Annotated in this window: 20 protein-coding genes; 5 read left to right on the forward strand and 15 right to left on the reverse strand. The window is 67.1% G+C overall.

Annotation, left to right across the window (positions count from 1 at the left end):
- Window positions 1-51: 51 nt before the first annotated feature.
- The 12 genes from VNO22_12445 to mtaB all read right to left on the reverse strand — a co-directional run bounded on the left by VNO22_12445 (window position 52) and on the right by mtaB (window position 16,593).
- Window positions 52-669 carry a biopolymer transporter ExbD gene (locus tag VNO22_12445; GenBank protein HXG62182.1) on the reverse strand — a complete coding sequence of 206 codons (618 nt, stop codon included), beginning with the start codon at window positions 667-669 and terminating at the stop codon, window positions 52-54.
- Window position 670: 1 nt separating this feature from the next.
- Window positions 671-1,147 (reverse strand): biopolymer transporter ExbD, encoded by a 477-nt coding sequence (locus tag VNO22_12450; protein ID HXG62183.1) that lies wholly within the window; start codon window positions 1,145-1,147, stop codon window positions 671-673.
- An 18-nt stretch (window positions 1,148-1,165) separates the two neighbouring features.
- Complete coding sequence (locus VNO22_12455) at window positions 1,166-1,951, reverse strand: MotA/TolQ/ExbB proton channel family protein (protein ID HXG62184.1); 786 nt, start codon at window positions 1,949-1,951, stop codon at window positions 1,166-1,168.
- A 160-nt stretch (window positions 1,952-2,111) separates the two neighbouring features.
- Window positions 2,112-3,239 carry a tetratricopeptide repeat protein gene (locus VNO22_12460; protein HXG62185.1) on the reverse strand — a complete coding sequence of 376 codons (1,128 nt, stop codon included), beginning with the start codon at window positions 3,237-3,239 and terminating at the stop codon, window positions 2,112-2,114.
- A 10-nt stretch (window positions 3,240-3,249) separates the two neighbouring features.
- Entirely contained in the window at window positions 3,250-6,165 is a 2,916-nt protein-coding gene (locus tag VNO22_12465) for a hypothetical protein (GenBank protein HXG62186.1), read from the reverse strand.
- A gap of 113 nt (window positions 6,166-6,278) precedes the next feature.
- Window positions 6,279-8,912 carry a tetratricopeptide repeat protein gene (locus tag VNO22_12470; protein ID HXG62187.1) on the reverse strand — a complete coding sequence of 878 codons (2,634 nt, stop codon included), beginning with the start codon at window positions 8,910-8,912 and terminating at the stop codon, window positions 6,279-6,281.
- 115 nt (window positions 8,913-9,027) lie between these two features.
- Window positions 9,028-10,263, reverse strand: a complete 1,236-nt coding sequence (locus VNO22_12475) for a fibronectin type III domain-containing protein (protein ID HXG62188.1) — start codon at window positions 10,261-10,263, stop codon at window positions 9,028-9,030.
- Between the two features lie 68 nt (window positions 10,264-10,331).
- Window positions 10,332-11,423, reverse strand: a complete 1,092-nt coding sequence (locus tag VNO22_12480; protein ID HXG62189.1) for a hypothetical protein — start codon at window positions 11,421-11,423, stop codon at window positions 10,332-10,334.
- Between the two features lie 10 nt (window positions 11,424-11,433).
- On the reverse strand, window positions 11,434-13,320 hold the full coding sequence (gene pilM, locus VNO22_12485; protein ID HXG62190.1) for a type IV pilus assembly protein PilM: 1,887 nt from the start codon (window positions 13,318-13,320) through the stop codon (window positions 11,434-11,436).
- Window positions 13,321-13,620: 300 nt separating this feature from the next.
- Complete coding sequence (locus VNO22_12490) at window positions 13,621-14,358, reverse strand: uracil-DNA glycosylase (protein HXG62191.1); 738 nt, start codon at window positions 14,356-14,358, stop codon at window positions 13,621-13,623.
- Complete coding sequence (locus VNO22_12495; protein ID HXG62192.1) at window positions 14,355-15,383, reverse strand: bifunctional oligoribonuclease/PAP phosphatase NrnA; 1,029 nt, start codon at window positions 15,381-15,383, stop codon at window positions 14,355-14,357. The genes VNO22_12490 and VNO22_12495 overlap by 4 nt, the downstream gene beginning before the upstream one ends.
- Complete coding sequence (gene mtaB, locus VNO22_12500; protein ID HXG62193.1) at window positions 15,355-16,593, reverse strand: tRNA (N(6)-L-threonylcarbamoyladenosine(37)-C(2))-methylthiotransferase MtaB; 1,239 nt, start codon at window positions 16,591-16,593, stop codon at window positions 15,355-15,357. Before mtaB ends, VNO22_12495 begins: the two co-directional genes overlap by 29 nt.
- Window positions 16,594-16,682: 89 nt before the next feature.
- Here mtaB and mnmA point away from each other — a divergent pair, with 89 nt between their 5' ends.
- Window positions 16,683-17,741 carry a tRNA 2-thiouridine(34) synthase MnmA gene (gene mnmA, locus VNO22_12505; GenBank protein HXG62194.1) on the forward strand — a complete coding sequence of 353 codons (1,059 nt, stop codon included), beginning with the start codon at window positions 16,683-16,685 and terminating at the stop codon, window positions 17,739-17,741.
- Between the two features lie 4 nt (window positions 17,742-17,745).
- Here mnmA and VNO22_12510 read toward each other — a convergent pair whose 3' ends face one another.
- Entirely contained in the window at window positions 17,746-17,952 is a 207-nt protein-coding gene (locus tag VNO22_12510) for a histone H1 (protein ID HXG62195.1), read from the reverse strand.
- 32 nt (window positions 17,953-17,984) lie between these two features.
- Window positions 17,985-20,375: a DUF2950 family protein gene (locus VNO22_12515; GenBank protein ID HXG62196.1), complete on the reverse strand. Its 2,391-nt coding sequence runs from the start codon at window positions 20,373-20,375 to the stop codon at window positions 17,985-17,987.
- A 106-nt stretch (window positions 20,376-20,481) separates the two neighbouring features.
- Between VNO22_12515 and VNO22_12520 the strand changes: the two genes are divergently transcribed.
- Window positions 20,482-21,291 carry a hypothetical protein gene (locus tag VNO22_12520; protein ID HXG62197.1) on the forward strand — a complete coding sequence of 270 codons (810 nt, stop codon included), beginning with the start codon at window positions 20,482-20,484 and terminating at the stop codon, window positions 21,289-21,291.
- A 4-nt stretch (window positions 21,292-21,295) separates the two neighbouring features.
- Here VNO22_12520 and VNO22_12525 read toward each other — a convergent pair whose 3' ends face one another.
- A complete protein-coding gene (locus VNO22_12525; protein HXG62198.1) occupies window positions 21,296-21,982 on the reverse strand; it encodes a hypothetical protein in 687 nt (228 codons plus the stop codon).
- A 132-nt stretch (window positions 21,983-22,114) separates the two neighbouring features.
- Here VNO22_12525 and VNO22_12530 point away from each other — a divergent pair, with 132 nt between their 5' ends.
- From VNO22_12530 to VNO22_12540, 3 genes are all read left to right on the forward strand, one after another.
- On the forward strand, window positions 22,115-23,086 hold the full coding sequence (locus tag VNO22_12530) for an ATP-dependent 6-phosphofructokinase (protein HXG62199.1): 972 nt from the start codon (window positions 22,115-22,117) through the stop codon (window positions 23,084-23,086).
- Between the two features lie 87 nt (window positions 23,087-23,173).
- On the forward strand, window positions 23,174-23,440 hold the full coding sequence (locus VNO22_12535; protein HXG62200.1) for a MerR family DNA-binding transcriptional regulator: 267 nt from the start codon (window positions 23,174-23,176) through the stop codon (window positions 23,438-23,440).
- A gap of 45 nt (window positions 23,441-23,485) precedes the next feature.
- A partial coding sequence (locus tag VNO22_12540) for a hypothetical protein (protein ID HXG62201.1) occupies window positions 23,486-23,796 on the forward strand: 311 nt, incomplete at its 3' end.

Consider the following 23,796-nt stretch of genomic DNA (forward strand, 5'->3'; position numbering starts at 1 on the left):
CGCCCCTTTCTCGGAGGGGAAAGGGGCGCGGAAGCGCTCGAGGGACGGGGCTTACTTGCGCTGGAATTGCCCCTTCTGGTAGGAACCGTAGTACTTGTCGTGCCGCGGATTTCCCACGAACTCGACGTTGTCGATCCCCACGGCCTTGCACGCGTTGACCGCGCCGATGATGTGCTCGTAGGGGACCTCGCTGTCGGCGTCCAGGATCACCGGCGGCTTCTTGCCTTCGCCGCGGCTCGAAGGAATCGTCTGGTAGAGTTCGAGGGTCTTCTGCCCGAGGGCCTGGAAGACCGCCTTGTTCTGGGCGGCCTTGCCGGGGTTGGTCTCGGTCTTGTAGACGTCGCCCACCTCGATCTTTTCGACCATCACCTTGCAGACGTCGTTGGGTTTGTCGGCCTTCTCGTGGCGGCCCTTGTCCTGAAGGTGGGTGCGGGTATCGCCTCCCGCGCAGATGACGATCCGCACCTCCTGAAGCTCCGGCTGGAGCTGGTGCGTGGGCGCCAACCCCTTGTCCTTCGGGAGCTGGGAGAGGAGCTTGCCCTCGATCTCCTTGAAGTGCATCGACAGCATGAAGAAGATCAGCAGCTGGAACACGACGTCGATCATCGGCGTCATGTTGAGCTGTTCGGTCTTGACGTCGTCCGCCTGGCGTCGCCTTCTGCGGGCCATCTTACTTACCCTCCTGCTTGGCGCCCAGCTGGACGCGCGTGACGCCCCCGTGGTGCGTGGCGATCATGAGGATCTTCTGGATGTGCTCGAAGGGGGTCGATCGGTCCGCGCGGATGAGGACGGGGTACTTCACCCAGTCCGCTTTCCCCGGCACCTCCTGGTACTTCTGGTTCTGACGGTAGGACTCGAAGAGGTCCTCGAGTTTCTTGTTATCGTCCCCCATCTTCGAGGACCAGAAGGTCTTGCCGTTGATCTTGATGGTCCCGTCCTTCATGATGTTGACGACCAGCGTCAGCGGGTCCTCGACCTTCTCTTTGATGGCTTTGTGGGCGTAGGGAAGGACCACGGGCTCCAGCTGAGCCTTCGACATGTCGGTGACGATCATGAAGAAGATGATCAGCTGGAACGTGACGTCGATCATCGGCGTCATGTCGAAGCCGTCGTTTTCCACCTCGGAGGGCAGCTTCCTGCGGGCCATGGGGGCCTCCTTCCTTCGTTACTTGCCCTGAGCCCCGCCCTCGGCCACGGGCTTGAAGCGCTCCACGATCTCCATGGCCACGCCGGAAAGCTCGAAGGAGAGCTTCTGGACCTTCACCTTGAAGAGGTAGCTGAAGAACGTCGCCGGCATCGCCACGATCAGGCCCCACACGGTCGTGACCAGGGCGGTGAAGATGCCCTGCGCCAGTTCCTGGGGCGAGGGGGTGCCCGTGGACATCGCGATCTGCGTGAAGGCCATCACCATGCCGGTGACCGTGCCGAAGAGGCCCATGAGCGGCCCGATGTTGCCCAGGAGCGGGAGCCAGCTGATCTTGTGCTGGAGCTTGAGGTTCTGCTCGTCGGTGGCGGCTTCGGCCGCGGCGACCATGGCGTCATATCCCTCGCCCACGCGGGCGATCGCGGCGCCGACGATGTTGGTGATATAGTTTTTCGTCGCCTCGCAGAGGTTGATGGCCTCCTCGTACTGCTCTTCATCGAGGAGCGTTTCGAGCTCCACCACCACCTCGGGCGGGACGAGTTTGTCGCGCTGGATCGTAACGAAGTGCTCGATGATGAAGGCGACCGTGGCGATCGAGGCGACTTCGATGGGCAGGAGGAAGATGAAGCCCACGCCGCCGCCGCCGAGGATCCAGACGGTGAAGAAGCTGAAATCCGCGGAAGAGGCCTTCGAGCCTCCGCCTTCCTCTTGCGCGAACGCGAGGGCGGCCACCGCGAGATTCAACCCGGCGACGGCCAGAGCGGACCCGACCCACGAACGAAGCGACGGCAGCTTGAACGACCTCATCCCAGCACCCCCACAAAGATCCCGCTCGGTGACGGTTTCCGGGCGCCGGCGGGTGCGGCGCCGGAATCGGCCTGCCCCAGACCTCAAACTCTAGCAGCGGGGCCGGGCCGAATCAAGCTCTACGCTCTGGACGCGCCCAGGCCCTCATTTCCCTGCGGGCTTATTGCTTGCGCGGCTCGGTCTTGTCGTCCTTGGGTTCGTATTTCGCGGCCTTGGCCACGGCCTCCTCGCGGTACCGCCCGGAGGGATACTCGATCGAGACCTCGCGGAAGGCGCCCGAGGCCTGTTGCGCGAGAAACTCCCGCGCCTTGGGATCTTTGGCGGCCTCGAGAAGCTCTTCGTAACAGCGCGCCAGGCGGTAGAGCGCGTGCTCGTGTTCGCGCTCCAGTCCTCCGCCCCGGCCGGGGTAATAAAGGACGACGCTTCGCACGTAGAAGTCGCGCGCCTGGGCGAACTGCTTCTTCTCGAACCGCAGGTCCCCGAGGGCGTTGGAGGCGATCAGAAGGAGCGCCGGTTGCGTGGCGGTCGTGAGCACGCCGTTGCAGAAGGTCTCCAGCCCCTGAGCGTCCTTGAGGCCCCGGAGGCACCGGATCACGCCCGCCGTGGCTTCCGCGGCGGTCTCCGGATCGGCGGAGCTCTTGAGGGCTTCGAAGAGCTTGCGGGCTTCGTCGTACCGGTTCTTGTCGTAGAGAAGTTCGGCTCGCTGGCGGCGGGCCTGGTTGACGAGGTCCGTGCGCAGCTCCGCCGGCGCCTGCTCGATCTCCTTCTCCACCGCCTCCATGCCCTTTTCGTCGCCTTTCTCGCGGTGCGCCTGAAGGGCCAGCGTGTAGGCGTCCGCCAGGAATCGGGAGTCCTTGAAGTCCTTGCGGATCCGGGCGAACTCCGGAATCGCCTGGTCGAGCCGCCCGAGGTTGAGCTCGCAGAGCCCGCGATAGTAGGCCACGTAGGCGGGGAACCATCCCCGGGGCTTGACGACGCCCTTCTCCTTGGAGTTGGCGTATTCCTCGGCGCTCTTGAGGGAGGAGAGGGCTTCCGACCACTTCTCACCCTCGATCTGGGCCATGGCGCCCTTGAAGGCCAGGGGGGCGTCGGCGTATTCGATCCGGCGGACGTCCTGCGGGCGGAAGGTCTGGGAGCCTCCGGCCGTCTGGACGACGACCTCTTTCCAGGTGTCTTTCTGGACCGTGCCTTCCACGGGATTACCGCGGTGAAGGACCACGCGGTCCCGCGCCGGAGGCGCCTGGGCCGCCGCCAGGAGCGCCGCCAGTCCGATCGTGGCCACGTTCATGGGTTCACCTCTAGCGCTTCTTCGGGAGAATCTCTTCGAGTCTCTTGCGCAGGCTCTCGAACTTTGGGCGGAAGCCCCACCGGCTCTGACCCTTCTCGTCGGCATCCCACGAGGGGGCGTAGCCCCGCAGCTCCATGGTGTCGAAGAAGCGGGCCAGCGCGTCGGGGTCGAGCTCGAAGAGGCACTCCGCGCGCTTGTAGAGGAGCCGGTACGTGTGCTCGTTGAAAACCTGGCTGGACATCAGAAGACCGGCCAGCTCCGCGTAGGTGCTTTCGGCCCGGCGCAGGAGTTCGTTCCGCGGTCCGCCTTTGGGCATGGACATGGCCTGAGCCACGTAGCAGTCGGACAGGTCCTCCCAGGAGCTGCCGTCGCGCTTCTGAGGGTCGTTGCGGACGATCTCCTCGTAGATCTTGACCGCGTCCTCGAACTGGCCCACGCGGAGCATGCAGCGGGTGAGCCGCGACTTGATCGCGCGGATCTGGTCCTTGGGAAGCTGGGCTTCTTTTTCCAGGAGGAACCCCTTGTACAGCTCGAGCGCTTTGGTATAGATCCGGCGGACCTCCTCCATGCCCTCCTTGCCGAGCTTCGCTTCGCCCAGTTTGAAGCGCTGCTCGGCGGCCATGAAGAGCTTGTCCGCCATCGCTTCCATCTGTTCCGGGCGGGCGACGGCGCTCGGATTGAGGTTGTAGTACTCGTAGTAGTAGGTGGCGGCCTTGACCGCGTAGAGGTCGTAGAGCTCCGGGTTCTTGTCGCGTTCCTTTTCGGCCGCTTCCTCGAAGGCGTTGGCCAGGACCGCCAGGGCCCGGGCGTAGTGGTCCATGCCCAGGCCGCCTTCCTTCTCATAACGCTCCTTGAGGGTGCGCAGATCGTCTTCCGCCTCCTGGACCTGGCCCAGGCGGATCTTGGCGTCGATCCGGCTGGAGAGGATCGCCATGAGGAGCTTGGGGTCGGCGTTGGGGAAGCGCTTGTCGGCGTCGTTGGAAATGGCCAGCGCCTCCTGGGGGCGGCCGATGCGTTCATGGGAGAGGATCTTGGCGGAGAAGTAGACCGATCCGATGGCGCGGCGCACGACGCGCGGTTCCTTCCCGGTCATCTTCTCGACGAAGTCGAGGTGCCGGCGGAAGGATTCCAGGGCCCGCTTCCAGGCGTCGGCCGCCTGGGCCAGGAGCCGGTCGCGTTCGGCGGCGGTCTTCCCGCGCGCCTGATCCATGAGCTGAAGCCCGTAGTTGTAGAGGCTGAAGCCCACGCTGAAGGTCGCCTCCTCGTAGGCGTCGCGTCCGGGCTGAGCCAGTTTTCCCCACTCGGCGGCGGCCTTGTCGAACTGGCGCTTGTCGTCGTAGTCGATGGCGGTCTGGCGGATGAGCTGATCGCTGGCCTGGTTGGGGAAGGCCTTGGTCACCCAGACGCGGTAGTCCTCGAAGGCTTTCTGATCGGCCTTGTCGCCGGTGGCCTGGGCGATCTTGCCGAGGGAGGTGAGCTTGCGGAGGGCCGCCTCAGGGGCCTTCTCGTGCTGGTTGAACGGAGGCTTTTCGAGCATCGAGAGGGCGGCGACCGCCTCGTAGTGGCGGCCCAGGAGGAAGTAGCACTTGCCGAGCTGGGCCCAGCAGTAGGGGACGAACTTCTGGTCTTCCGGCCGGCGGATGGACTGAAGCGCCCGGCGATATTTCTGGATGGCCCGGTAGACGTAGGCGGGGCCGCGCTCCAGGAAGTTGTCGGCCGCCTCGATGGCCAGCTGGACGGAGTCGTTGGCGGCGTACTCGCCCAGGTAGTCGATCGCGAGGCTCTCGACCCAGGTGTCCTTGTATTTGGTCTTGAGTTCCTGGAGGAGTTTGGCTCCCTTGTCGGTCTGGCCGGCCTTGCAGTAGGCCCGCGCCTGTTCCAGGAGGAGCGCCTTGCCGATCTCCTCGAGGCGGGCCTGGGGGAACATCTTGAAGAAGTCCTCGGCCAGGCGGGCGGCGTCGGCGTAGTGCTTGACGGCGGCCTGTCCGCGGCGCGCGTCGCCGTAGGCCAGCCGCGCCTTCATCTCGAACAGCAGCGCGTGCGCGGCCACGTCGCGGACATCCTCGCTCTTTCGGTTCTCGGGATCGCTCAGGAGGCTGCGCGGCCGGCCCAGGTTCATGAAGGCCTGCCTCCAGTATTCCTCCGCCTTCTCCCGATCCGCGGATTCCGCCAGGAGCTGGTAGGCCCGTCCCACGTACACCGACGCGTCGTACGCCAGAAGATAGCGCTCGTACTGCCACATGAACTCGTCGGTGATGAACTTGATCATTTTTTCCAGGAGACGCTTCATGTCGGCGTGCTTGGAGGCGTTCTCCCGGTAGGTTTCGGCGTGGTTGAAGAGCGCGATGCCATAGTTGTACTTGGCCAGCATCATGCGTTCGTCCCACCGCTCGTACTCCTCCTGCGCCTTGGGATCCTTGCGCGGATCCTCGGGGGGACGTTTCTCTTCCTTCTGGAGCTGCGCGATCAGGTCGGTGAAAAGCTTTTCGGCGGCGGCGAAGGCTTTTTCCGCCTCCTCGGCTTTGGAGGGATCGACCTTGGCCGCCGCCATGAGGGCCTTGCCCTTGGCCTGATAGAGATCGCCGATATCCGAGAGGGCCTCGCCCTTGCGGCGGTGGTTGGGGTGTTTGGCCAGGAGGGCCTCGACTTCCTTGACCGCGCGGTCGATCAGCTTGGCCTTTTCCTCGGGAGCGTCAGCACGGTTGGCCATGAGGATTTTCAGGCGGGCCAGGCCGTACTCCCCGTCGGCTTTAATCTCCGGGGTGGCGCCGGAGTCGCGGATCCTGGAGAAAACCTCCTCGGAGAGATCCCACCAGCCGCGCTCGGCCAGGGCGCTGCCGAGCTCGTAATCCTGGGCGGCCGGGGCGGGCAGGGCGGCGGCCAGGAAGGCGGCCGCGAAGACCGGAATCGCCGGGACGGCTTTCATCAGTCACCCCCTTCGGGAAGGACGAAACCCGCGGCCCGAGGTCCGCGGGATCTCCCGCCCTATCTTAACGGGCCGGACCCGGCCGGGGTTCGCCGCCGCGGGAATCCGCGCGGCTAGAACCGGCGGCGCTCCTCTTCGTCGGGGATGATGATGCGGACCCGCACGATGATGAGCGTCTGCTGGCGCTGGAGGCCCTTGACCTTCATGGATCCGAGGTTGCCCACGATGGGGATCGAGCGCCAGATCGGGATCGAGCTTTCCGCGTCCTCGTCGAACATGACCGTGAGGCCGCCCAGCATGAGCGTGCCCCGGTCCGGCACGACGACGGTCGTGCGGATGCGCTGGATGTTGATGATCGGCGTTTCGATGTTGACGGGCAGGGGGTCCGTGACGACCGCGCCCGGAGCCGTGACGTTGGTCGTGATCGTGAAGATGTTGGGCGGCCGCGGGAAGAGGGTGGCGATCGTGGGCCGGAGTTCCAGCGTCACGAACCGCCGGTCCGCGCTGACCACGGGACGCACGTCCAGCGAGATGCCGTCGGAGACCACGTCCACGATGGGATCGAGCGCCACGGCGGCCGTGGCGATCTGGACGTCGTAGTCCCGCACGTAGGCCATCTGGTTGGAAATGCGGAAGTTGCCGCGCTGGGTGTTGAAGAGCGTGAGCTTGGGCGCGGTCAGGACGTGGCTGCGCTCGCTCTTGGAGATGAGCCGGATGATCGTCTCCAGCGAAATGTCGTCGAGCAGCGTGTACTGGAGCGTGGCCCCGCCCAGGGGGGAAAGCACGGTGTTGAAGAACCGCTGGACGAGGAAGTCGCCCGTCATGATCTGCTGGATGCGGGCTCCCATCGAGCGCTGGACCGAATCTCCGAAGACGCCGGTGATGCCCGCCGAGGTCGCCGGCAGCGTCACCACCGAGCCGGCCGGGAGGAACGGCGGGTTGATCGCCATCGTCGGGTTGATATCCGCCAGCGTCGTGATGCCCTGGACCCGCGCGCCGTTGACGTCGCGGAAGTCCATGCCCACCTGCTGGAGGAAGTCGTCCTCCACCAGGAGGAACCGCGCTTCCACGGCCACGAGCATGCTCGTCGAGGCCCGAAGGTCCGAGAGGAACTTCCGCACCGCCCGGTGCACCTCGATCGAGTTGCGCACGATGAGCAGACCGCTGCTGAACTGGATGGATTTCCCGTCGGCTTCCTCCCACTCGTTCTTGTGGATCGTGTTCTTGATGAGGGTGGCCAGGTCCTCGCCCGTGAACTGGGCGCGCGTCTCCTCGCCCTGGGCGATCGTGGTGCCGATGGCGTCCTGGGCGAGCGAGATGTCCACGCCCGGGAAGTCCTGCATGCCGTAGGTCAGGTCCTGCACGTCGTACAGCTCGAGCTTGACCGCCTTCTTGAGCTGGTCGAGCGGGGTGATCAGGACGATTCCGTCGCGGACCGTGTGGCCGAGCTGTCGGGGCCCGAGCATGAGCTTGAGCGCGGCGTCGATCGGGATGTCCGTCACCTTGAACGACTGGATGCGGGTTTCCTGCGGATTCTCGACGCCGGCGATGTGGAAGTTCAGGCCGCTGATGTCGCGGATGTAGTTGACCACCTCCGTCAGCGGCGCGTCCTGCATGTCGATCGTGATCCGCAGCGCCCTGAGCTTGTCGAGGATCTCCTTGTCCTCGGGCTTGATGTCTTCGTCGAGCTGGGCGATCCCCTTGGGCTTGCGCTTGGAGACGAGCTCCTTCCAGGTCTCCATGTCCGGGAATTCCAGATCCTGAGCCTGGACGATGCCGTTGAGTTCGATCTGCTCGAAGGTCCGCTTCCACTCCTCGACGTAGTTCTTCAGGTTTTCGCGCGCGGCGCGGCTGTGCCGGAGCCGCTGGGCCACGTTGCGCATCTCCGCGACGGACGTGACGTTCGGGTTGATGTAGAGGATCTTGTCGCAGACCATGATGCAGCGCTCGTATTCCTCGCGCTCGAAATGCATCTGCGCCTGGCCGAACAGGAGCTCCAGCTCCCGCTTCTGGTCGATGAGGCGGCGGAGGTCCTCGCGCGCCTTTTCCTCCTCGATCATCTTCTGGCGCGCCTTTTCCTCCTCGATCGAGCGGTTCTTGCTCGCTTCCTTGGTCCGCTCCAGCATTTCCAGGGCCTGCTTTCGGCGCGTTTCCAGCTCGACCCCCGTGGGCATCCACTTGGCGTATTCGAGGATCTTGCGGAACTCGCGCTCGGCGGCGTCGTATTCGCCCCGGTTGTAGTGCCGGGTTCCCCGCGAGAGGGCTCCGTCGATCTCCAGGATCGTCTGCTGGTGCCGGACCTGAGCCTCCCGCATGAACTTGTCGTACTCGGCCGTGACGGGGGTGACGGCGCCGCGTCCCAGGAGGAAATTCACTTCCTTGAGAAGCGCCTGCGCGCCGAGATGGTTCCCGTTGATCTGGAGGGCCTTTTCGCACTCGCGGGCGGCCTTGTCGAAATCTCCCGCCTCGTAGTAGCGCATGGCCAGGCGGTAGTGCTCATCCGCCTGCGCGCCCTTCTGCTGCTCGCTCACCTCGTGGGAGGAACGAAGCTTGCGGAGGATCTCCTCCCACTCCGCCCCGGCCGCCTGGCCGGCGGGCGCTCCCGCCGCGGGCTCCGGCATCCTCTGGGGCTCGCGCTCCGGCGGCGCGGACGGCGCGGGCTCCGCCGAGGACGACGGCGCGGCGCCCGACGAACAGGCCGCCAGCGCGACCGCGAGGGCGAGGGCGAGGATCCGAATCGGCATCATCGGGCGCTCCTTTGGAACCATCTCAATATAGAGGGCTCCCTCGAACGGGCAAGAAATTTCAGCCCCATCTATTGGACGGGAACGGCGGGAAGGATCCCTGCAACGCGCCGCGCGGCTATTTCTGCGGCGCCTCCGCCTTCTCGGGCTTGTCCGGCGCGCCTCCGGCGGGACGGACGCCTCCGTGGATTTCGCAGAACTCGTCCCGGGCCCGGGGGCTGTCCTTCGGATTGGGGATCAGAAGCGTCTGCTCCGCTCCTCCTTCGGACACGACGATCTCGTAAATGTCGTGGAAGACCCGCTTCTCCTTGACGAACTGGCACTGCCCCGCCCCCTGCGCCGTGATCTGCTTCTTGCACTTCGTGATCTCGAGCGTCACGGTCGTGGGTTTGATCGATACGAGCGTCATGCCCGTGTTGAAGTCCACGGTGTGGGCCCGGCCGCCTCTGGAAATCGGGTGCATCGACGTGGGCTCGCCGCCCTGACCCTCGGGCCACCAGCCGATCTTCTCCCCGGGACGCTGGAACTGGCGGATTTCAACGGGCCCCAGCTCGCGGTCGTGCTTCTCGATCTTCACCCACACCTGATAGGCGTCCTGTCCGGGAACGCGTCCCGGATTGATGAAAGTCACCCGGAAAATCCCCAGCGTCTGAACGGGGCTGGGGAGCGAAAGCACCACCGGATCTCCCTCGCGGGGCTTGCGGCCCTGCTTGTCGGGCTCCACGTAGGCCTTGACGCGGTAGTTGTACTTCGTCTTGGGCTCGATCCGGGTGTCCTTGAAGTTCTTGGTCGTGGGGGGCAGCTTGTCGGCCAAAATTTCCCATTTGCCGGAGCCGGCCACCTCCCGTTCGACGCTGAAGTGGCTGTACTTGAGAAGATCGAATTCCTTCTGGAGCGCCAGCTCCTCCTGGCGCGTGAAGGCTTTGACGTCCCAGCTGATCGTCACGCCGTCCAGACCCACGTCCACCGGCCCGAGCGTGACGGGCGGGACTTTGACCTCCTTGACCGCGACCTTCGGCCGCTCGATCGCCTTGGCGCGGATTTCGGGGAGGCCCGTGGCGGCGAAGTCGTTGGCGCCCCGGGCGCTGGCGATGACGTTATTCCAGGGTTCCACCGCCCGGGCCGCCCAGGGCTCGGGGGCCGGAGGGTCGTACTGCGCGTCGCCGTTCTGGCGCTCGCGCGAAAGGCGCTCCACCTCGCGCCGGACTTCCGAAGGGGCCCGGTCTTCCTGGGCCATCAGGACGCCCAGCACGAGGTAGCCCAGCAGCGCCGCGGCCGCAACGCCCAGCCCGAGCTTTTCCCCGTGGGCGGCCAGAAACGCCTGCGCCGTGCCCGCCTTCTTCGCCTCGGCCATACCCGGCTCCTTCCTCGAACCCCCCGTTCGGAGGATCCTCTATATTAGACGCCGCCCGCGCACCCGCGCTAGGGCTGCGCCTCCTCGAACTTCCGGGCCTTTTCCGGTTCGAAATCCAGGACCTGACAGGACACCGTCAGGAGCACGTCCATGGGACGGACCTTCGCGCGCTCCGCCGCTTCCTTGGCTTTCCGGTCCGCGTCCTCGCCCCGGTAGTACACGAATTCCACCTCGGGGACGACCTGGTCCCGGATCGTCAAGTGCGCCCCCACGACGTTGACCAGCAGCCGTTCGCTGGCGCTTGTCTCGTAGGCGGGGTTGAGAATCTCCCGCAGCACCTTGGGCACTTCGCTCGGCGGGAGCTCCAGCGCGAACCCGAACGTCATCGTCCGACCGACCTCGTGCTCGGGATCCGGAATCGCATACTCCACGTAATTGCGGGGAACGCCCGTGCCGGGATCGGCGCCCACGCCCTGGTAGAAGACCGCGTCCGGGCCCGTCGGAGGCTGCTCCCAGGGGGCGTTCTGGAGCCGGTCATGGAGCTTGCGGAAGAAGCGGAAATCGTGGATGCGGGTGACGCGGGCGCCGCCTTTGAGGATGGCGTTGGCCACCCGCTCGCGCGCCCAGTAGCGCTTCTGAAGCTCCTTGAGGACGCGCTCTTCATCTCCCGGCTGTCCCCGGCGCCGGATCTCGTCGAAGTCCCCGGGCTGCGGGTCTTCCCAGTTGAATCCGAACCGGCGCTTCTCGTCGTCGCCGACCACGCCGATCTGCACGTTCTTTTTCCGAAGCTCCTCCTCGAGCGCCCCGTAGTGCTTGCGGTACTCCGCCATGAAGAGGCCGCTGGCGGGGTTCGAGGGGAGGCCCGGAAACCAGCGCTCCAGGTGCTTGTCGCTGTCCGCGTAGAACTTCACGATCTCGCCGTACGCCTTGATCATTTGTTCGCGATACGCCCGCCAGCGTCGAATGTTGGGCTCGCCCGGAATCTTCTCCTGCTTGAGCTCGGCCAGCAGCCCGCCGCTCCCCCGCAGGCCGGCCAGCTCGCGCCGCAGGCGCTCCTTCTGGCTTCCCAGCGGCAGGACCGCCAGGACGTAGAAGGCCGCCAGGACCGCCGCCGCGGCTCCAACCCCCACCCAGAAGGCGTTCTTCCTGATCTTGTCCACGGCGTCCCTCCTACTTTTTCTCGCCGCCCTTGTCGGCGGCGGCCAGGGCCTTGCGCTGCTCTTCGCCCACGGGGATCTGGAGCGTCACCCGGTAGCGCCAGTAGTTCTTGCGCTCCGGCTCGTTCTCGAGCCGCTTCTGGAAGCCGCGCGGGACCGGCCAGGCGAGCGCCTCCGTGATCGGATGGTCGAGCTCCACCTGCCAGAAACCCACGGGTCCCTGCCCTTCCGCCAGCTCCCAGTAGGGATTCTTGACGGCGCAGGGCTGGGCGGGCTTGACCGGGGCCTTGCGGAGCGGATCGTAGTTGAGCAGGGTGCGGATCACGAAGTCCCGCCCCTGCGCGTCGGTGCTTCGCTTGGCGATGACCACTTCGAGCGTCGTCACGAGGATTTTCTGGGTCGGATAGGGCTTCGGCTGGCCGGCCGTGGCGGGGTTGAAGACCGCCGGGGCGGCCCCGCCCTCGGCCGCCTTCGGACGCTCCTTCTCCTCGAATTTCCAGTCCACCACCCACAGCTTCTGGTCCGCCGGAAGCTCCCAGTTTCCGTTGTCCGGAAGGTTCGGATTCAGGAGGTCCATCACCTTGAGGATGAGGTCGCGTTCGGTCGAAATCCGCACCAGAGGCTCCAGCTGGGCGCGGATCTCGTCCACCTGGATCGCCTGCTCGTACTCGGCCTTCTGGGCGGCGGCCTCCTGCTTGGCCTGTTTGGCCCGGGTGACCGCCTTCTGGAGCTCGTCGCGCTCCGAATACTGTCTCCACCCCATCAGGCCGACCAGCGCGTAGAGCGCCGCCACGGCCGCCACGACGTAAGGCTGCTTGCGGCGCAGCTCCTTGCGGCGCCGGTGCGCCGGCGGGAGCAGGTTGATCCGGTTGACCGTCTCGCCCAGGCCCTGAAGCGCCAGCCCGAGCGCCGTCCCCAGGCCCGCCAGGTGCTCCTGAAGATCGCCGGGATCGACCTGGCCGCCCACCTGCACCGTGTTGAGCTTCTGGAGCCGGACGGCGGGAAGCTGCAGGGATTGCGAGATGAACTTCTGGAAATTGAGCGTCTTGGTGGCGTTCCCGAGGAGCAGGATCTTCTCGAACTTCGAGGTTTTCGAGATCGACTTGTAGTACCCCGTCGAGCGGTTGATCTCGTTGACGAGGTCGCGCAGGACGGGCTGGACGGCGTTGAAGATCTTCTGGGCCTGCTGGGACTGGGCCGCCCGGAGCTTGAGTTTCTCGGCCTCCTCGAAGGGAAGATTGAAGGCCTTCTGGAGCGCTTTGGTCAGGTCGTTGCCGGTGATCGGCAGGTTCCGCACCCAGAACTTCGTGCCGTCGATGACGATGAGATCCGTGTTCTCCGCCCCCATGTCGAGCGCCACGGTGGGGCCGGACAGCTCCTGGTCCCGCACCAGGAAGTTGAAAAGCGCCACGGGGGCGAACTGGACCGCCTCCACGTTCAGCCCGAGGTCGGCGATGTTGGCCAGGAACTGCTCGACGATGTCCCGCTTGATGGCGAAGAGGATGACTTCCTTCTCCTCGCCGGGGACGTAGTCCCGGTCCACGTACTGGTAGTCCCAGAGGACTTCGTCCATGGGGAAGGGGATCTGGGACTGGGCCTCGTACTTGACGACCTCCGGGATCTTGGCGTCCTCCACCGGCGGGAGCTTGACGAGCCGGTTGAGGATGGAATGGCTGGGCAGCGACAGGACCACGGGCTCGCCGGCGATCTTGTACTGGGCTTTGACCTGGGCGAGGGCGGTCCGGATCTGCCGGTCCACCCCCCCGGGTTCGCCGGAACCCGATTCCTCGTAAGGGAACACCCCCACGTGGGTGAGGGTGACGCCCCGCCCGGATCCCTCGAGCCGCGCGACCTTGATGCTGTACTTGCTGACGTCGATGCCCCAGACGCCTCGTGCCATGGCATGGGCCTTTCAAAAAGGGACGCCGAAACGCCGGCCCGTCCGCCGCGGGAAGGGAGGGGCTGTCGCACGGCGCGGAAGCGATCGGCGCGCGTGTCGCGCGAGGGGCCGCCCGAGGGCATCGGAAATTTTCGACGTCGCCTTCGGGACCCGGGGTCCCGAACCCGGCCGCGTCTCGCGGGCATCGCCGCCCGAGGATCGCATTCCCGCCCGGCCACTCGTTCCGCCGGCCGGAGAATTATACCCCAACGGGCCTCTACTTCCGAGGACGTAAAGAGCGCACCCGCCCCGTGCGGGCCATTAAATATTTTTTTCCGGTCCCTGCAAGCTTCCGGCGCCCGTTTCCCCCAGAAGGCCCGCGTCCCGGCAGACGGTCCGCAGGTCCGCTTCGAACAGCGGAAGGTCTCCCATGTTCCTCAGGACGTAGGCGGGATGAAACGTGCAGAAGATCCGCCGCCCGTGGGCCTCCCCGTACTTGCCCCGCAGGCGGGTGATTCCCGTCCGGGTCCCCAGGAGCGTCTGGGCGGCGATGTTGCCCAGGGCGCAGAGAATTCCGGGACCCACGAACTGGATCTGCCGCAGCAGCCACGGCATGCACGCCGCCATCTCGTCGAACTGCGGGGTGCGGTTGCCGGGAGGGCGGCATTTGAGAATGTTCGCGATGTAAACCCGTTCCCGCCCGACGCCCAGCTTCTTCAAGGTCTTCGTCAGAAGCTGCCCCGCCCGGCCCACGAAGGGCTCGCCCTGCCGGTCCTCGTCCTCCCCCGGAGCTTCGCCCACGAACATGAGCGGCGCTCCGAGCGGCCCCACGCCGAAGACCACCTGCGTGCGCGTCCCCGCCAGGCCGCACTTCGTGCAGGAAAGAACCTGCCGCCGGAACTCGAGGAACTCGGGCGGCCCGCTCCCGCACGCCTCCGCCTTCGGACGCTCGGCGGCCGGCCGCGCGGCCGGACGGGAGGCCCGCGCGCGGGACAGGGGCAGGAAGTCCGCTCCGAAGAGACGTTCCATCTCCAGGTGCCGGCGCGCGTGACGATTCATCCCCGCCGCCCGTCGAGAAACCGCACCGTTTCCCTCAGGACTTCCCGCTCCGCCTGCGCCAGCGTCCCGGGAACCGTGGCGCCCGACGCCCTCGGGTGTCCCCCGCCGCCCCAACGCGCCGCCAGCGCGATCCCGTCCACGCCGGGGTCCGTCCGCCAGGAAACCTTCACCTTGCCCGGGGCGTCCGCCTCCCGAAGCAGCACCGCGACCTGGACGCCCTTGATCGATTTGACCTGATCGATGTACTCCTGCGTGTCCCCGGGCGCGTAGCCCGTCTTGCGCGACAGGTCCTTCGAGAGGACCAGCCATCCCACCCGCCCGCCCGCGGTCAGACGGATCCGCCGCAGCGCCTCCGCCAGATAGCGAAGCTGCTCCGGCGTCTTCTGGCGGAAAAGCGCCCGGTGGATCTCCGCGGGCTTGACGCCGCAGGCCAGAAGCTCGGCGGCGTCGAGGTGCGTCTGGACCGTCGTGTTCGAGAACGAAAACCGGCCCGTGTCGGTCACGATTCCCGTGTAGACGCAGGTCGCGATCCGCCGGTCCGGACGGACGCCGGACGCGCGCACCAGTTCCCAGACCATTTCCGTGCTGGACGCAAACGACGGATCCACCCAGTTGAGGTCTCCGAAGCGGTCGTTGGAGGCGTGGTGGTCCACGTTGATCACGGTGAGGCGCTCGCGGGGCAGGGCCTGCGCGATCCGCTCCAGGCGCGCCCAGGAGCCCGAATCGAAGGTGAAGACCGCCTCGTAGTCCTTCCGGAGATCCTCGGGGCCGGCCCCCACCCGGTCGCTGCCCGGCAGGAAGCGGTACTCCGGAAGCGCTCCGCCGTCGCAGACCACGTGGGAGCGCTTGCCCAGACGCCGCAGCAGGAAGTGGAAGGCGAGCTGCGCTCCGAGCGCGTCCCCGTCGCTGCGCACGTGGCCGGTGACGAGATAGCGGTCGTGCCTGCGGACGAAGTCGAGGATCCGCCGGATCATCGCCCGCGAAGCGGGCTTCAGGCTATGCCGGGGCGACGCGAAGCTCGCCATGGTCCACCCGTTCCGCACGCCCGCGCACAAGGCTCCCCGGCGCTCCCGCCGCGCGGGCCTTGAGGTAGCGCTCGGTGTATCCGGCCCCGTCGCGCTCGACGAGGACCTCCACCTCGCGTCCGACGAACCGGCGGGCGAAGGCGTCCGCCAGCTCCGCCGCCAGGCGCTCCAGCCGCCGGAGGCGCTCCTTCTTGATCCGGCCGGGGAGATCCGGCAGGCGGGCCGCGTCCGTCCCCCGGCGCCGGGAATAGGGGAAGACGTGGATCCGGGAAAAGCCGATCGCGCGGCAGAGCGACAGCGTGTTTTCGAAATGCCGCTCGGTCTCCCCCGGAAAGCCCACGATGACGTCGGTCGTCAGCCCCGGATCCGGAACCCGTTCGGCCACCCGGTCGCAGGCCGCCCGGAACTGCCGGACGTTGTACCGGCGGCGCATGGCGCGGAGGATCTCATCGTCCCCCGACTGAAGCGGCAGGTGCAGGTGCGGGCAGAACCGCGGCTCCGCCGCCATGAGATCGAGCAGCGGATCGGAGATCTCGTTGGCCTCGATCGAGGAGAGCCGCACGCGCGCCACTCCCGGCAGCTTCAGGAGCCGCTCCACGAGATCCGGCAGAAGCGACCGGCCGGCGAGATCCTTGCCGTAGGATCCCAGGTGGACCCCCGTCAGGACGATCTCCCGGTAGCCGTTGGCGGCCAGGCGGCGCGCCTCTTCGACGGCGCTTTCGAGCGGGCGGCTGACCGCCCGTCCCCGCACCTTCGGGATGATGCAGAACGAGCAGTTGAGGTCGCAGCCGTCCTCCACCTTGAGGAAGGCGCGCGTGTGGCCGTCGAACCGTGAGATCGAAAGCTCGAAGATCGAGGGCTTCGTGTCGGCCGGAGTCAGGCGAGGGTCCTCCGCCAGCGCGGCCTTCTCGTCGTGGGGCACCACCCGGCGGACGCCCGGAAGATTCAGGAACTCCTGGCGGTGGGAATCGGCCGCGCACCCCGTCACGGCGATCTCGGCGAAAGGGAACTTCCGGGCCAGGCGACGCACGACCCGCTGCGCCTCCGCCGTGGCGACCTCCGTGACCGTGCAGGTGTTGACGACGATGAGATCCGCCCCGCGGTCGGCCGGAACCTCCTCCAGGCCCCGCCGGGCGAACCCTTCCCGAAGCGCCTGAGACTCGTATTGGTTGACCTTGCATCCGAAGGTCACGAAGGCGAAGGTCCTCATGAGCGGCGTCAGTATAGTGGAACGCGCCCGCCCGCGCCAGAGACGGCGCGACCCTTGTCCCGCCGGACGGGCTCTGGTACCGTGGGGCCATGGCGCGGGTTCTTCTGGCGATGAGCGGGGGCATCGACTCGAGCGTCTCGGCCCTTCTTCTGCGCCGGGCAGGCCATGACGTGGTCGGGGCCTTCATGCGCCACGGCGTCCCCGCCCCGGCCGGGTCCGCTCCGGCCCGCAAGCAGGGCTGCTGCTCGCTCGAGGACGCCTATGACGCCCGCCGCGTGGCCGACGCGCTCGGGATCCCCTTCTACACGCTCAACTTCGACAAGCCGTTCGAGCGGATCGTCGAGTACTTCGTATCGGAATACGACCGCGGCCGCACCCCCAACCCGTGCGTGGTCTGCAACCGCGACCTCAAGTTCGGCCGGCTCTTCGAATACGCCGACGCGGTGGGCGCCGAGTTCGTCGCCACCGGCCACTATGCCCGAACGGAGCGCCGCGGGGATCGCACCCTCCTTCTCAAGGGAAAGGATCCCCGCAAGGACCAGTCGTACGTCCTGTTTCCGCTCCGGCGCCGCGATCTGGAGCGGGTCCTCTTTCCCGTGGGAGGGCTCGAGAAGGCGGAGGTCCGCGCGCTGGCCCGGGAGGCGGGGCTGCGGGTGGCGGAGAAGCCCGAGAGCATGGAAATTTGCTTCGTTCCCGACCAGGATCATCGGCGGCTCCTGCGGGAACGGCTGGCGGGACGGCTCCGCGAAGGGGAATTCCGCTCGCGCGACGGCCGCGTCCTGGGCCGCCACGGGGGCCATCAGCTTTTCACCGTGGGGCAGCGCAAGGGGCTCGGAGTCGCCTTCGGGAAGCCCATGTACGTGGTGGAGATCGATCCCGACCGCAACGTGGTCGTGCTCTCCGAGGAGGACGAGCGGCGCGCCGAATTTTTCGTGCGCGACGTCAACTGGATCTCCTCGGATCCCGCTCCGGTCGAGGCCCAGGTCAAGATCCGTTCCGCGCATCCGGGGGCGCCCGCCCGGGTGGAGCCCGCGGGAGAGGGAAGGGTCCGCGTGACGTTTCGGGAGCCGCAGCGCGCGGTGACCCCCGGGCAGGCGGCCGTCTTCTACGACGGCGAAGTCGTCCTCGGGGGCGGCTGGATCGAATAGGCCGTCAGGGCGCGGGGGGCGGCGGCGCGGCCGGAGGACCCTTCTTCAGGGTCTGGATTTCGACCCGCGCCTCCTGCGCCAGGCGCTTGATTTCCTGGAGCGCCTTGCGCGCGCGGGTGGCGGCGACTTTCTTGCCCCTGAGGAACTCCTCGAACTGGGCGCGGGCCTCCCCCACCAGACGTGCCAGCGCGTCGAATTTCTCGGTCCCCATGGCGCGGTCCTCGCTTTCGATTCAAACGCCGTTCATTCGACCGCTTCCCATCCGTCCTGCGCGGGCGTCGGGACGGGCCAGCGATTCACGGGCTGTCCTCCCGTGTCCTTCTTCCAGATGCGGCCGTCCTCGCCCATGAGGAAGGTCAGACGGCCGGTCTGACCGTACTGGGCCGGCCAGGCCGTCACGGCGAAACGCTTGCGGTTCGTGAAGCTCTGGCCGTCTTTGTCCTCGTCCTTGGCGTAGGGCTCTCCGTCCGGGTCGGTGGTGAGCATCCGGAAGTGGTAGCCGTTTTTGGCCGCCGGCGTCAGGCCGTATCGGGGCGCGCCCTCGGGATCCGCCTGGGCCGTCGCCGGGTCGAGCAGAAAGATGGCCTGTCCCGAACGGTCCTTGAGCGCGTAGAGGCCCGCGACGTCCCGCGTCCAGTAGTCGGCCGTGCCGTTGCGGTCGCTGTCGGAATTCTTGAACGTTTCTTCCGCCTGCCGGATGAACCGAAGGCTGATCTCGGCGAGACGCTCGTTCGCCGCAATGCCGGCCCCCGGCAGATTGCCCCGATCGGCGGCCGTGATGATTCCGGGAATGGCCACCGCCGCCACGATCGCGGCGCCGCCGATCAGGACCGTCTGCGAAATGGGCACCAAACTCACGCTTTCCACGACGATCGCGTCCGGACGCGTGGCCTTCTGGATCCGCATCGGGCCGATCAGGTCCGCCAGCGTTTCTCCCAGGGGAAGCTGGGCCAGGTCCACGATGAGATCGCCCGTCTGGGGATCTCGAGTGAAGTCCCGCCCCAGGTGCGCGAAGGGTTCCACCAGGCCGTAGAAGACCGCCACCCACCGGCCCACGTCCAGGTAATACCAGGATTCGGCGCCGTCGCGCGGGGCCACCGTGCGGAACCTCGGATCCTCTCCGATCGGCCTGCCGGGACGCTCCGAGCGCAGGATGTGGCGCTGGAGCGCATGGGGATGACTCGAGAAGTAAAGCGTGTTCCCCTCCACGAACCAGCAGGGGGCGTAACCCGTCGAACCGAACGGGAAAGGATCTTCTCCGGCGTCCAGGAGGTCGGCCGGGAGGAACGGAGAGGCCGTCGGAAGTCCGCGCGCCAGCGTCCGGATTGTGCGCCCTCGGAACGTCGCTTCCTCGAAGGCGATTCCTTCGGCGCGCGCGATTTTCCCGAGCGCCGCCTCGAAGCCGGCCGGGTCGGCCAGCTCGACCATCAGGAGGTCGTCCGGAAAAAGTCCCCGGCCCTCCGGCGCGTGACCGTAGGTCGTCCAGGCGGTCCCCAGGGTCGCCAGCGCGTCGCGGAGCGAAAGCCCCCACCGCTTCTCGAGATCGCGGATTCCCTGGGTGAGGGACTCGTCGAACGAGGGGGCGACCTTCGTGCAGGACAGAAGCGTGTCGTAGGTCCCCGGCGCGTCCAGGCGGAAGTGCATGTACGACAGAGACCCTTCGGGGACGCGGGAGGCGAAGGGATCCGGCGCCGGACGTCCGGCCAGGAAACGCAGGAGCCCGCGGTCCTGGCGCGAAGTCACGACGGCGGTTCGCTCCCGCGTCCAGACGCCCTCGTAGGAAAGACCCAGCGCCACGGCCGAGACGTCCGCCAGTCCGAGCGCTTCGATCACCTTCAACGCCTCGTCGCCGATCTCCGCTCGAAACCGCCGGAGCACGGCCTCGGTATTGAGGAAGGACAGGAGGAAGTGCCGGTTCTCCGGGGCGACGTGCCCGCGGGCGGCGGCGAACGACGCGCTCGCCCGCAGCCCCTGGAAGGCGCGGTCGGCGGCCGCGGAAATGAGCCCCTGCATCCGCTCGGCCTGCGTGGTGACGAGGAGCGTGTTTTCGACGAAGGCCAGATAGAAACGGAAATCGTCGTTGCCGAGTTCGTGGACCGTGACCCCCTCATGCTGGAATTCCCCCTCGTGGAGGTTTCCGTTCGGATGCCGGCGTACGGTCTTCTTGAACTCGTCCAGAGCGCGTCGGAGCCTGGCGGGATCCGGAGCTCCCAGCGAAACGACAAGATCGATCTTGTGCTGTTCGTTCACGGGCAGGTCCAGAAGGGCGAAGCCGAGGGGCGCTCCGAGAATCTCCCAGATTTCGTCGATCGAAAGGCCGAAGGTCTGCCGGACGGAGTCGTTCCAGGACGGCGAGACTTCCCCGGCGAACTGGACGGGCTCGGTCTTGCGCCTGTGCCACCAGCGTTCGATGGGGCGGCGAAACGCGCGGATCTCGGGATGTTCCCAGAAGCGCGCCAGGCCCGACCGCGCGTAGTCCTGCGAAGCGGCCGGCGATTGCGGGATGGAAAGGTAGAAAAGGACGTCCGGGGGCAGCAGCCGTTCCAGGAGGTGCGGGTCCGGGGCCGCCTGGGGGCCGAAGGAAAGCGCGGCCAGGGCCAAGGCCAGGGTCGCGGTGCGCGCGAAGCGGGACATGGCGGCCCTCCTGAATGCGGGGGTAAAGTGTAGTGGGTTAAGTATACGGCCTGCGGACCGAACCTGGCAAGGTTCCGGGAGTGTCCAAACAGCGGGGAGGTCGACCATGAAAAGAGGCTTGTGGGGCGCGCTCGTTTTGGCGACGGGCGCCTGGAGGGTTCCGGCGCAGGAGGAGGCTCCCGACCGCGTGGGGAAGGACCGTGCCCCCGTGGTGGCCCGCAAGTCCCTCCAGGAGGTCCAGAAGCGCAGGAACTGCGCCATTCTGGTGATCCATCAGATGGGCATCGGACGCAACCAGCCGCCCCTCGAGGGAAATTTCGAGGGCGTCCTTCGAAAGGATTTCGCCGCCGTCAAAGGGACCGCGGAGATCTACGCCCGGGGGACGTCCTACCTCGTCAATCTGGGGGGGCGTTTCGATCCGCCCGAGGAGCTGACGGGCGTCGAGGGACTTCAGGCGCAAAGCTTCCGCAATCCCGCGCTGCTTCTCAAAGAGGTGGAGCGCCTTCTGGCTTCCGCGACGTTCGGCGGGGACGAGAAGGTGGACGGGCGGGAGTGCCGGATCGTGGACTTCGTCGCGGACGAGGCCCTGGTCAAGCAGCACCTGCGGGAGCTGGAGGCCCGGCTCAACCGGGAGTGGCGCCGTCAGGGAGGACTTATGGCGGAGTTCATCAATCTCACCCACGCCCTCGACGCCCGCCAGAGCGTGGCCACCTACCGGATGTCGGTGGGAAAGGCGGACCTCCTGCCGTACCGGCTCGAGTATGTTCTGAGACCCAAATTCCGGCCCGGTGCGATTCCGGGAGCGGAACGGCTGCCGAATCTGGATTCACGCATCGACGTGCGCTTTTCCCGTTGGGATGAGGACGCGCCCTTCGAAATTCCTTCGGTCATCCGCGAGAAGTGGGGGATTCGTTAGGCCGTCAGGCCTGCGCCCGCGCCGGCCGCGCCGTCGTCAAGCCGCCCTCGGTCATCGGTTCGTGGACCGAGGTCGTCAGCTGATAGAGTACGCCGAAGATGAGAAGCGGCAGGAAGATGCAGAGGTGGATGAGGATCTGCGCTTCGGTCTTGACGTCCCCGGCCAGGCGGCTGACGATCGCCGAAGAAACCCCGTAGGTCACGAACACCGCTCCGATCAGGGACGAGTTGAAGACGAAGAAGAACTTCGGGAAGATCGCCCCGAGGCCGCCCCCCAGGAGGAACGCCAGGCAGATCGAGGCCAGAGTATGGTCCCCCGGCCGGAAGGTCTGCGGGAAGAACACGGTCCCCAGGACCGCCACCGTGAAGCCCCCGAGAAGAATTCCGACGAAGCGCCGCCAGCACGTGGCCACGAACGCTCCGGCCACGGCGCAGACGGCCAGGTAGAGCATCGGGGTCACGCCCCCCCCGGCCGGCTGCAGGTGGCTCTTGAGGAGAAGTCCCGCCCAACCGCCCGCCAGAAAGCCGGTCACTCCGAGGAAGTAGGAGTGGTGTTTCCACGCGAAAAGAAGAAACGAACCGCCGAAGACGATCGACAGGAGTGCCACGATCTCGGGGAAGTGGGCCCCCACGAGGTTCTTGTGGGCCGAAAGGTTCAGCCTCTGGACGAGTTCCACCAGTTCGCGGATCATGCCGGCACTCCCCGCCTATGAGGACTTATCGGCAGGCCCGCCCGTTCTCTTCAGACCCTCAAATCGCGGGAATCGAATCCCGGACGCGAGGTCATTTGATCCGGCCGGCCCGGCGGGCTATAAAGGAACCCCGTGGCTCGGCGGATCGGCATCCTGACCGGCGGCGGCGACGCGCCGGGACTTAACGCCGCGATCCGCGCCGCGGCCAAGACGCTCCTCCTCCGGGGCGCTTCCGTTCTGGGGATCCTCGACGGCTTTGAAGGGCTCGTCCACGGCCGCGGACGGGAACTCACCTTCGACGACGTTTCCGGCATCCTGGCGCGCGGGGGCACGATCCTCGGGACGGCCAACCGGGGGGACGCGCCCGCGCGGATGGACGAGGCGGTCCGCCGATTCCGCCGGTGGAAGCTCGATGCGGTGCTGGTCCTCGGAGGGGAAGGGACGCAGCACCTGGCGCATGCCTTCGAGAAGCGCGGCGGCCGCGCGATCGGCGTGCCCAAGACGATCGACAACGACCTGCCCGCGACGGATCTGAGTTTCGGATTCGACACGGCGGTCTCGGTCGCCGCCGGAGCGCTCGACGTCCTCCACAGCACGGCGGACGCCCACGGCCGGATCATGGTGATGGAGGTCATGGGCCGCCGCGCGGGATGGATTGCGCTCTATGCGGGCGTGGCCGGCGGCGCCGACGTCATCCTCATTCCGGAGATTCCGCACGATCTTGAGCGCGTGGCGGCGTTCGTCCGGCGGCGCCACCGGCGACGCCGCTTCACGCTGGTTTCTCTGGCGGAAGGGGCAGGTTCGGCGCCGGATCTGGCGCGATGGCTGGAATCCGCCACGGGGATCGAAGCGCGGCCGGTCGTTCTGGGACATCTGCAGCGCGGAGGCCCGCCGACCGCGTTTGACCGTCTCCTGGCCACGCGGTTCGGCCACGCGGCCGCCGACCTGGCCTGGTCGGGACGTCACGGCGTGATGGTGGCCCTCCGCGGCGGGCGGGTCGTCGCCGTCCCCCTGGCCCGCGCCGCCCGCGGACCCCGCCGGGTCCCGCCCGATCATCCCCTCGTGCGCGCCGCCGAAGCCCTCGGGGTTTCGTTCGGCCGGTGACCGGCGCGCGAAGGCTTGCGCCGTTCGCTTTTATGCTTTATAATTTGTGTTGCCGCGGACGCTCCGGAACGGGTCCGGGAGGAATCCATGGAAACGCCGCCCCGAAAGCTCTACAAGATCGGAGAAGTCATTCGTTACAGCGGTCTCTCCCGCCAGACCATCCATAACTACACCATGATGGGGCTCATCGCCGAAGAGGAACGCACCGAATCCGGACACCGCCTCTATCCGGAAAGCGTCTTCGAACGGCTCAAGAAGATCCAGATGCTCTCCCGCCACCGGCCGCTCCGCGAGGTGGCGGAAATCCTGCGCAAGGAAGATCAGGCCGCGAAGGCCTCCGCGAAAAGTTCGTAACGCCCGTCCCGCGGTCCGCGGGCCCGGTTCGGAGAGAGGGGGGACATGCAGGCCAGCCGTTGGTGGCGGCGGGCGCTCCGGGAGTGGCCGCTCCTGGGAGCCGCGCTCGGCCTTCTTTCCCTGCTCGCGCTTCCGCGCTTCGTCGCGCGGCCCCGCGCTCCGGAACGGCCCGATCCGGTCCTCCGCGCCGAACGCCTGGTGACCCCCTCCGCCTCCGAAGCGGATCTCGCGGAAGCCGCCGCGCTTCTGGACCGGGCGCGCGCGGCCGGCGCCGCCGACTCCGCCCGCCTGGACGCCGTCGAACGCCTCATCGCCCGAAGGCTTCTCGGGCTCGGCCGCCTCGAAGAGGCCGTTTC

The organism is Planctomycetota bacterium (genome assembly GCA_035574235.1).
Taxonomy (GTDB): Bacteria; Planctomycetota; MHYJ01; order MHYJ01; family JACPRB01; genus DATLZA01.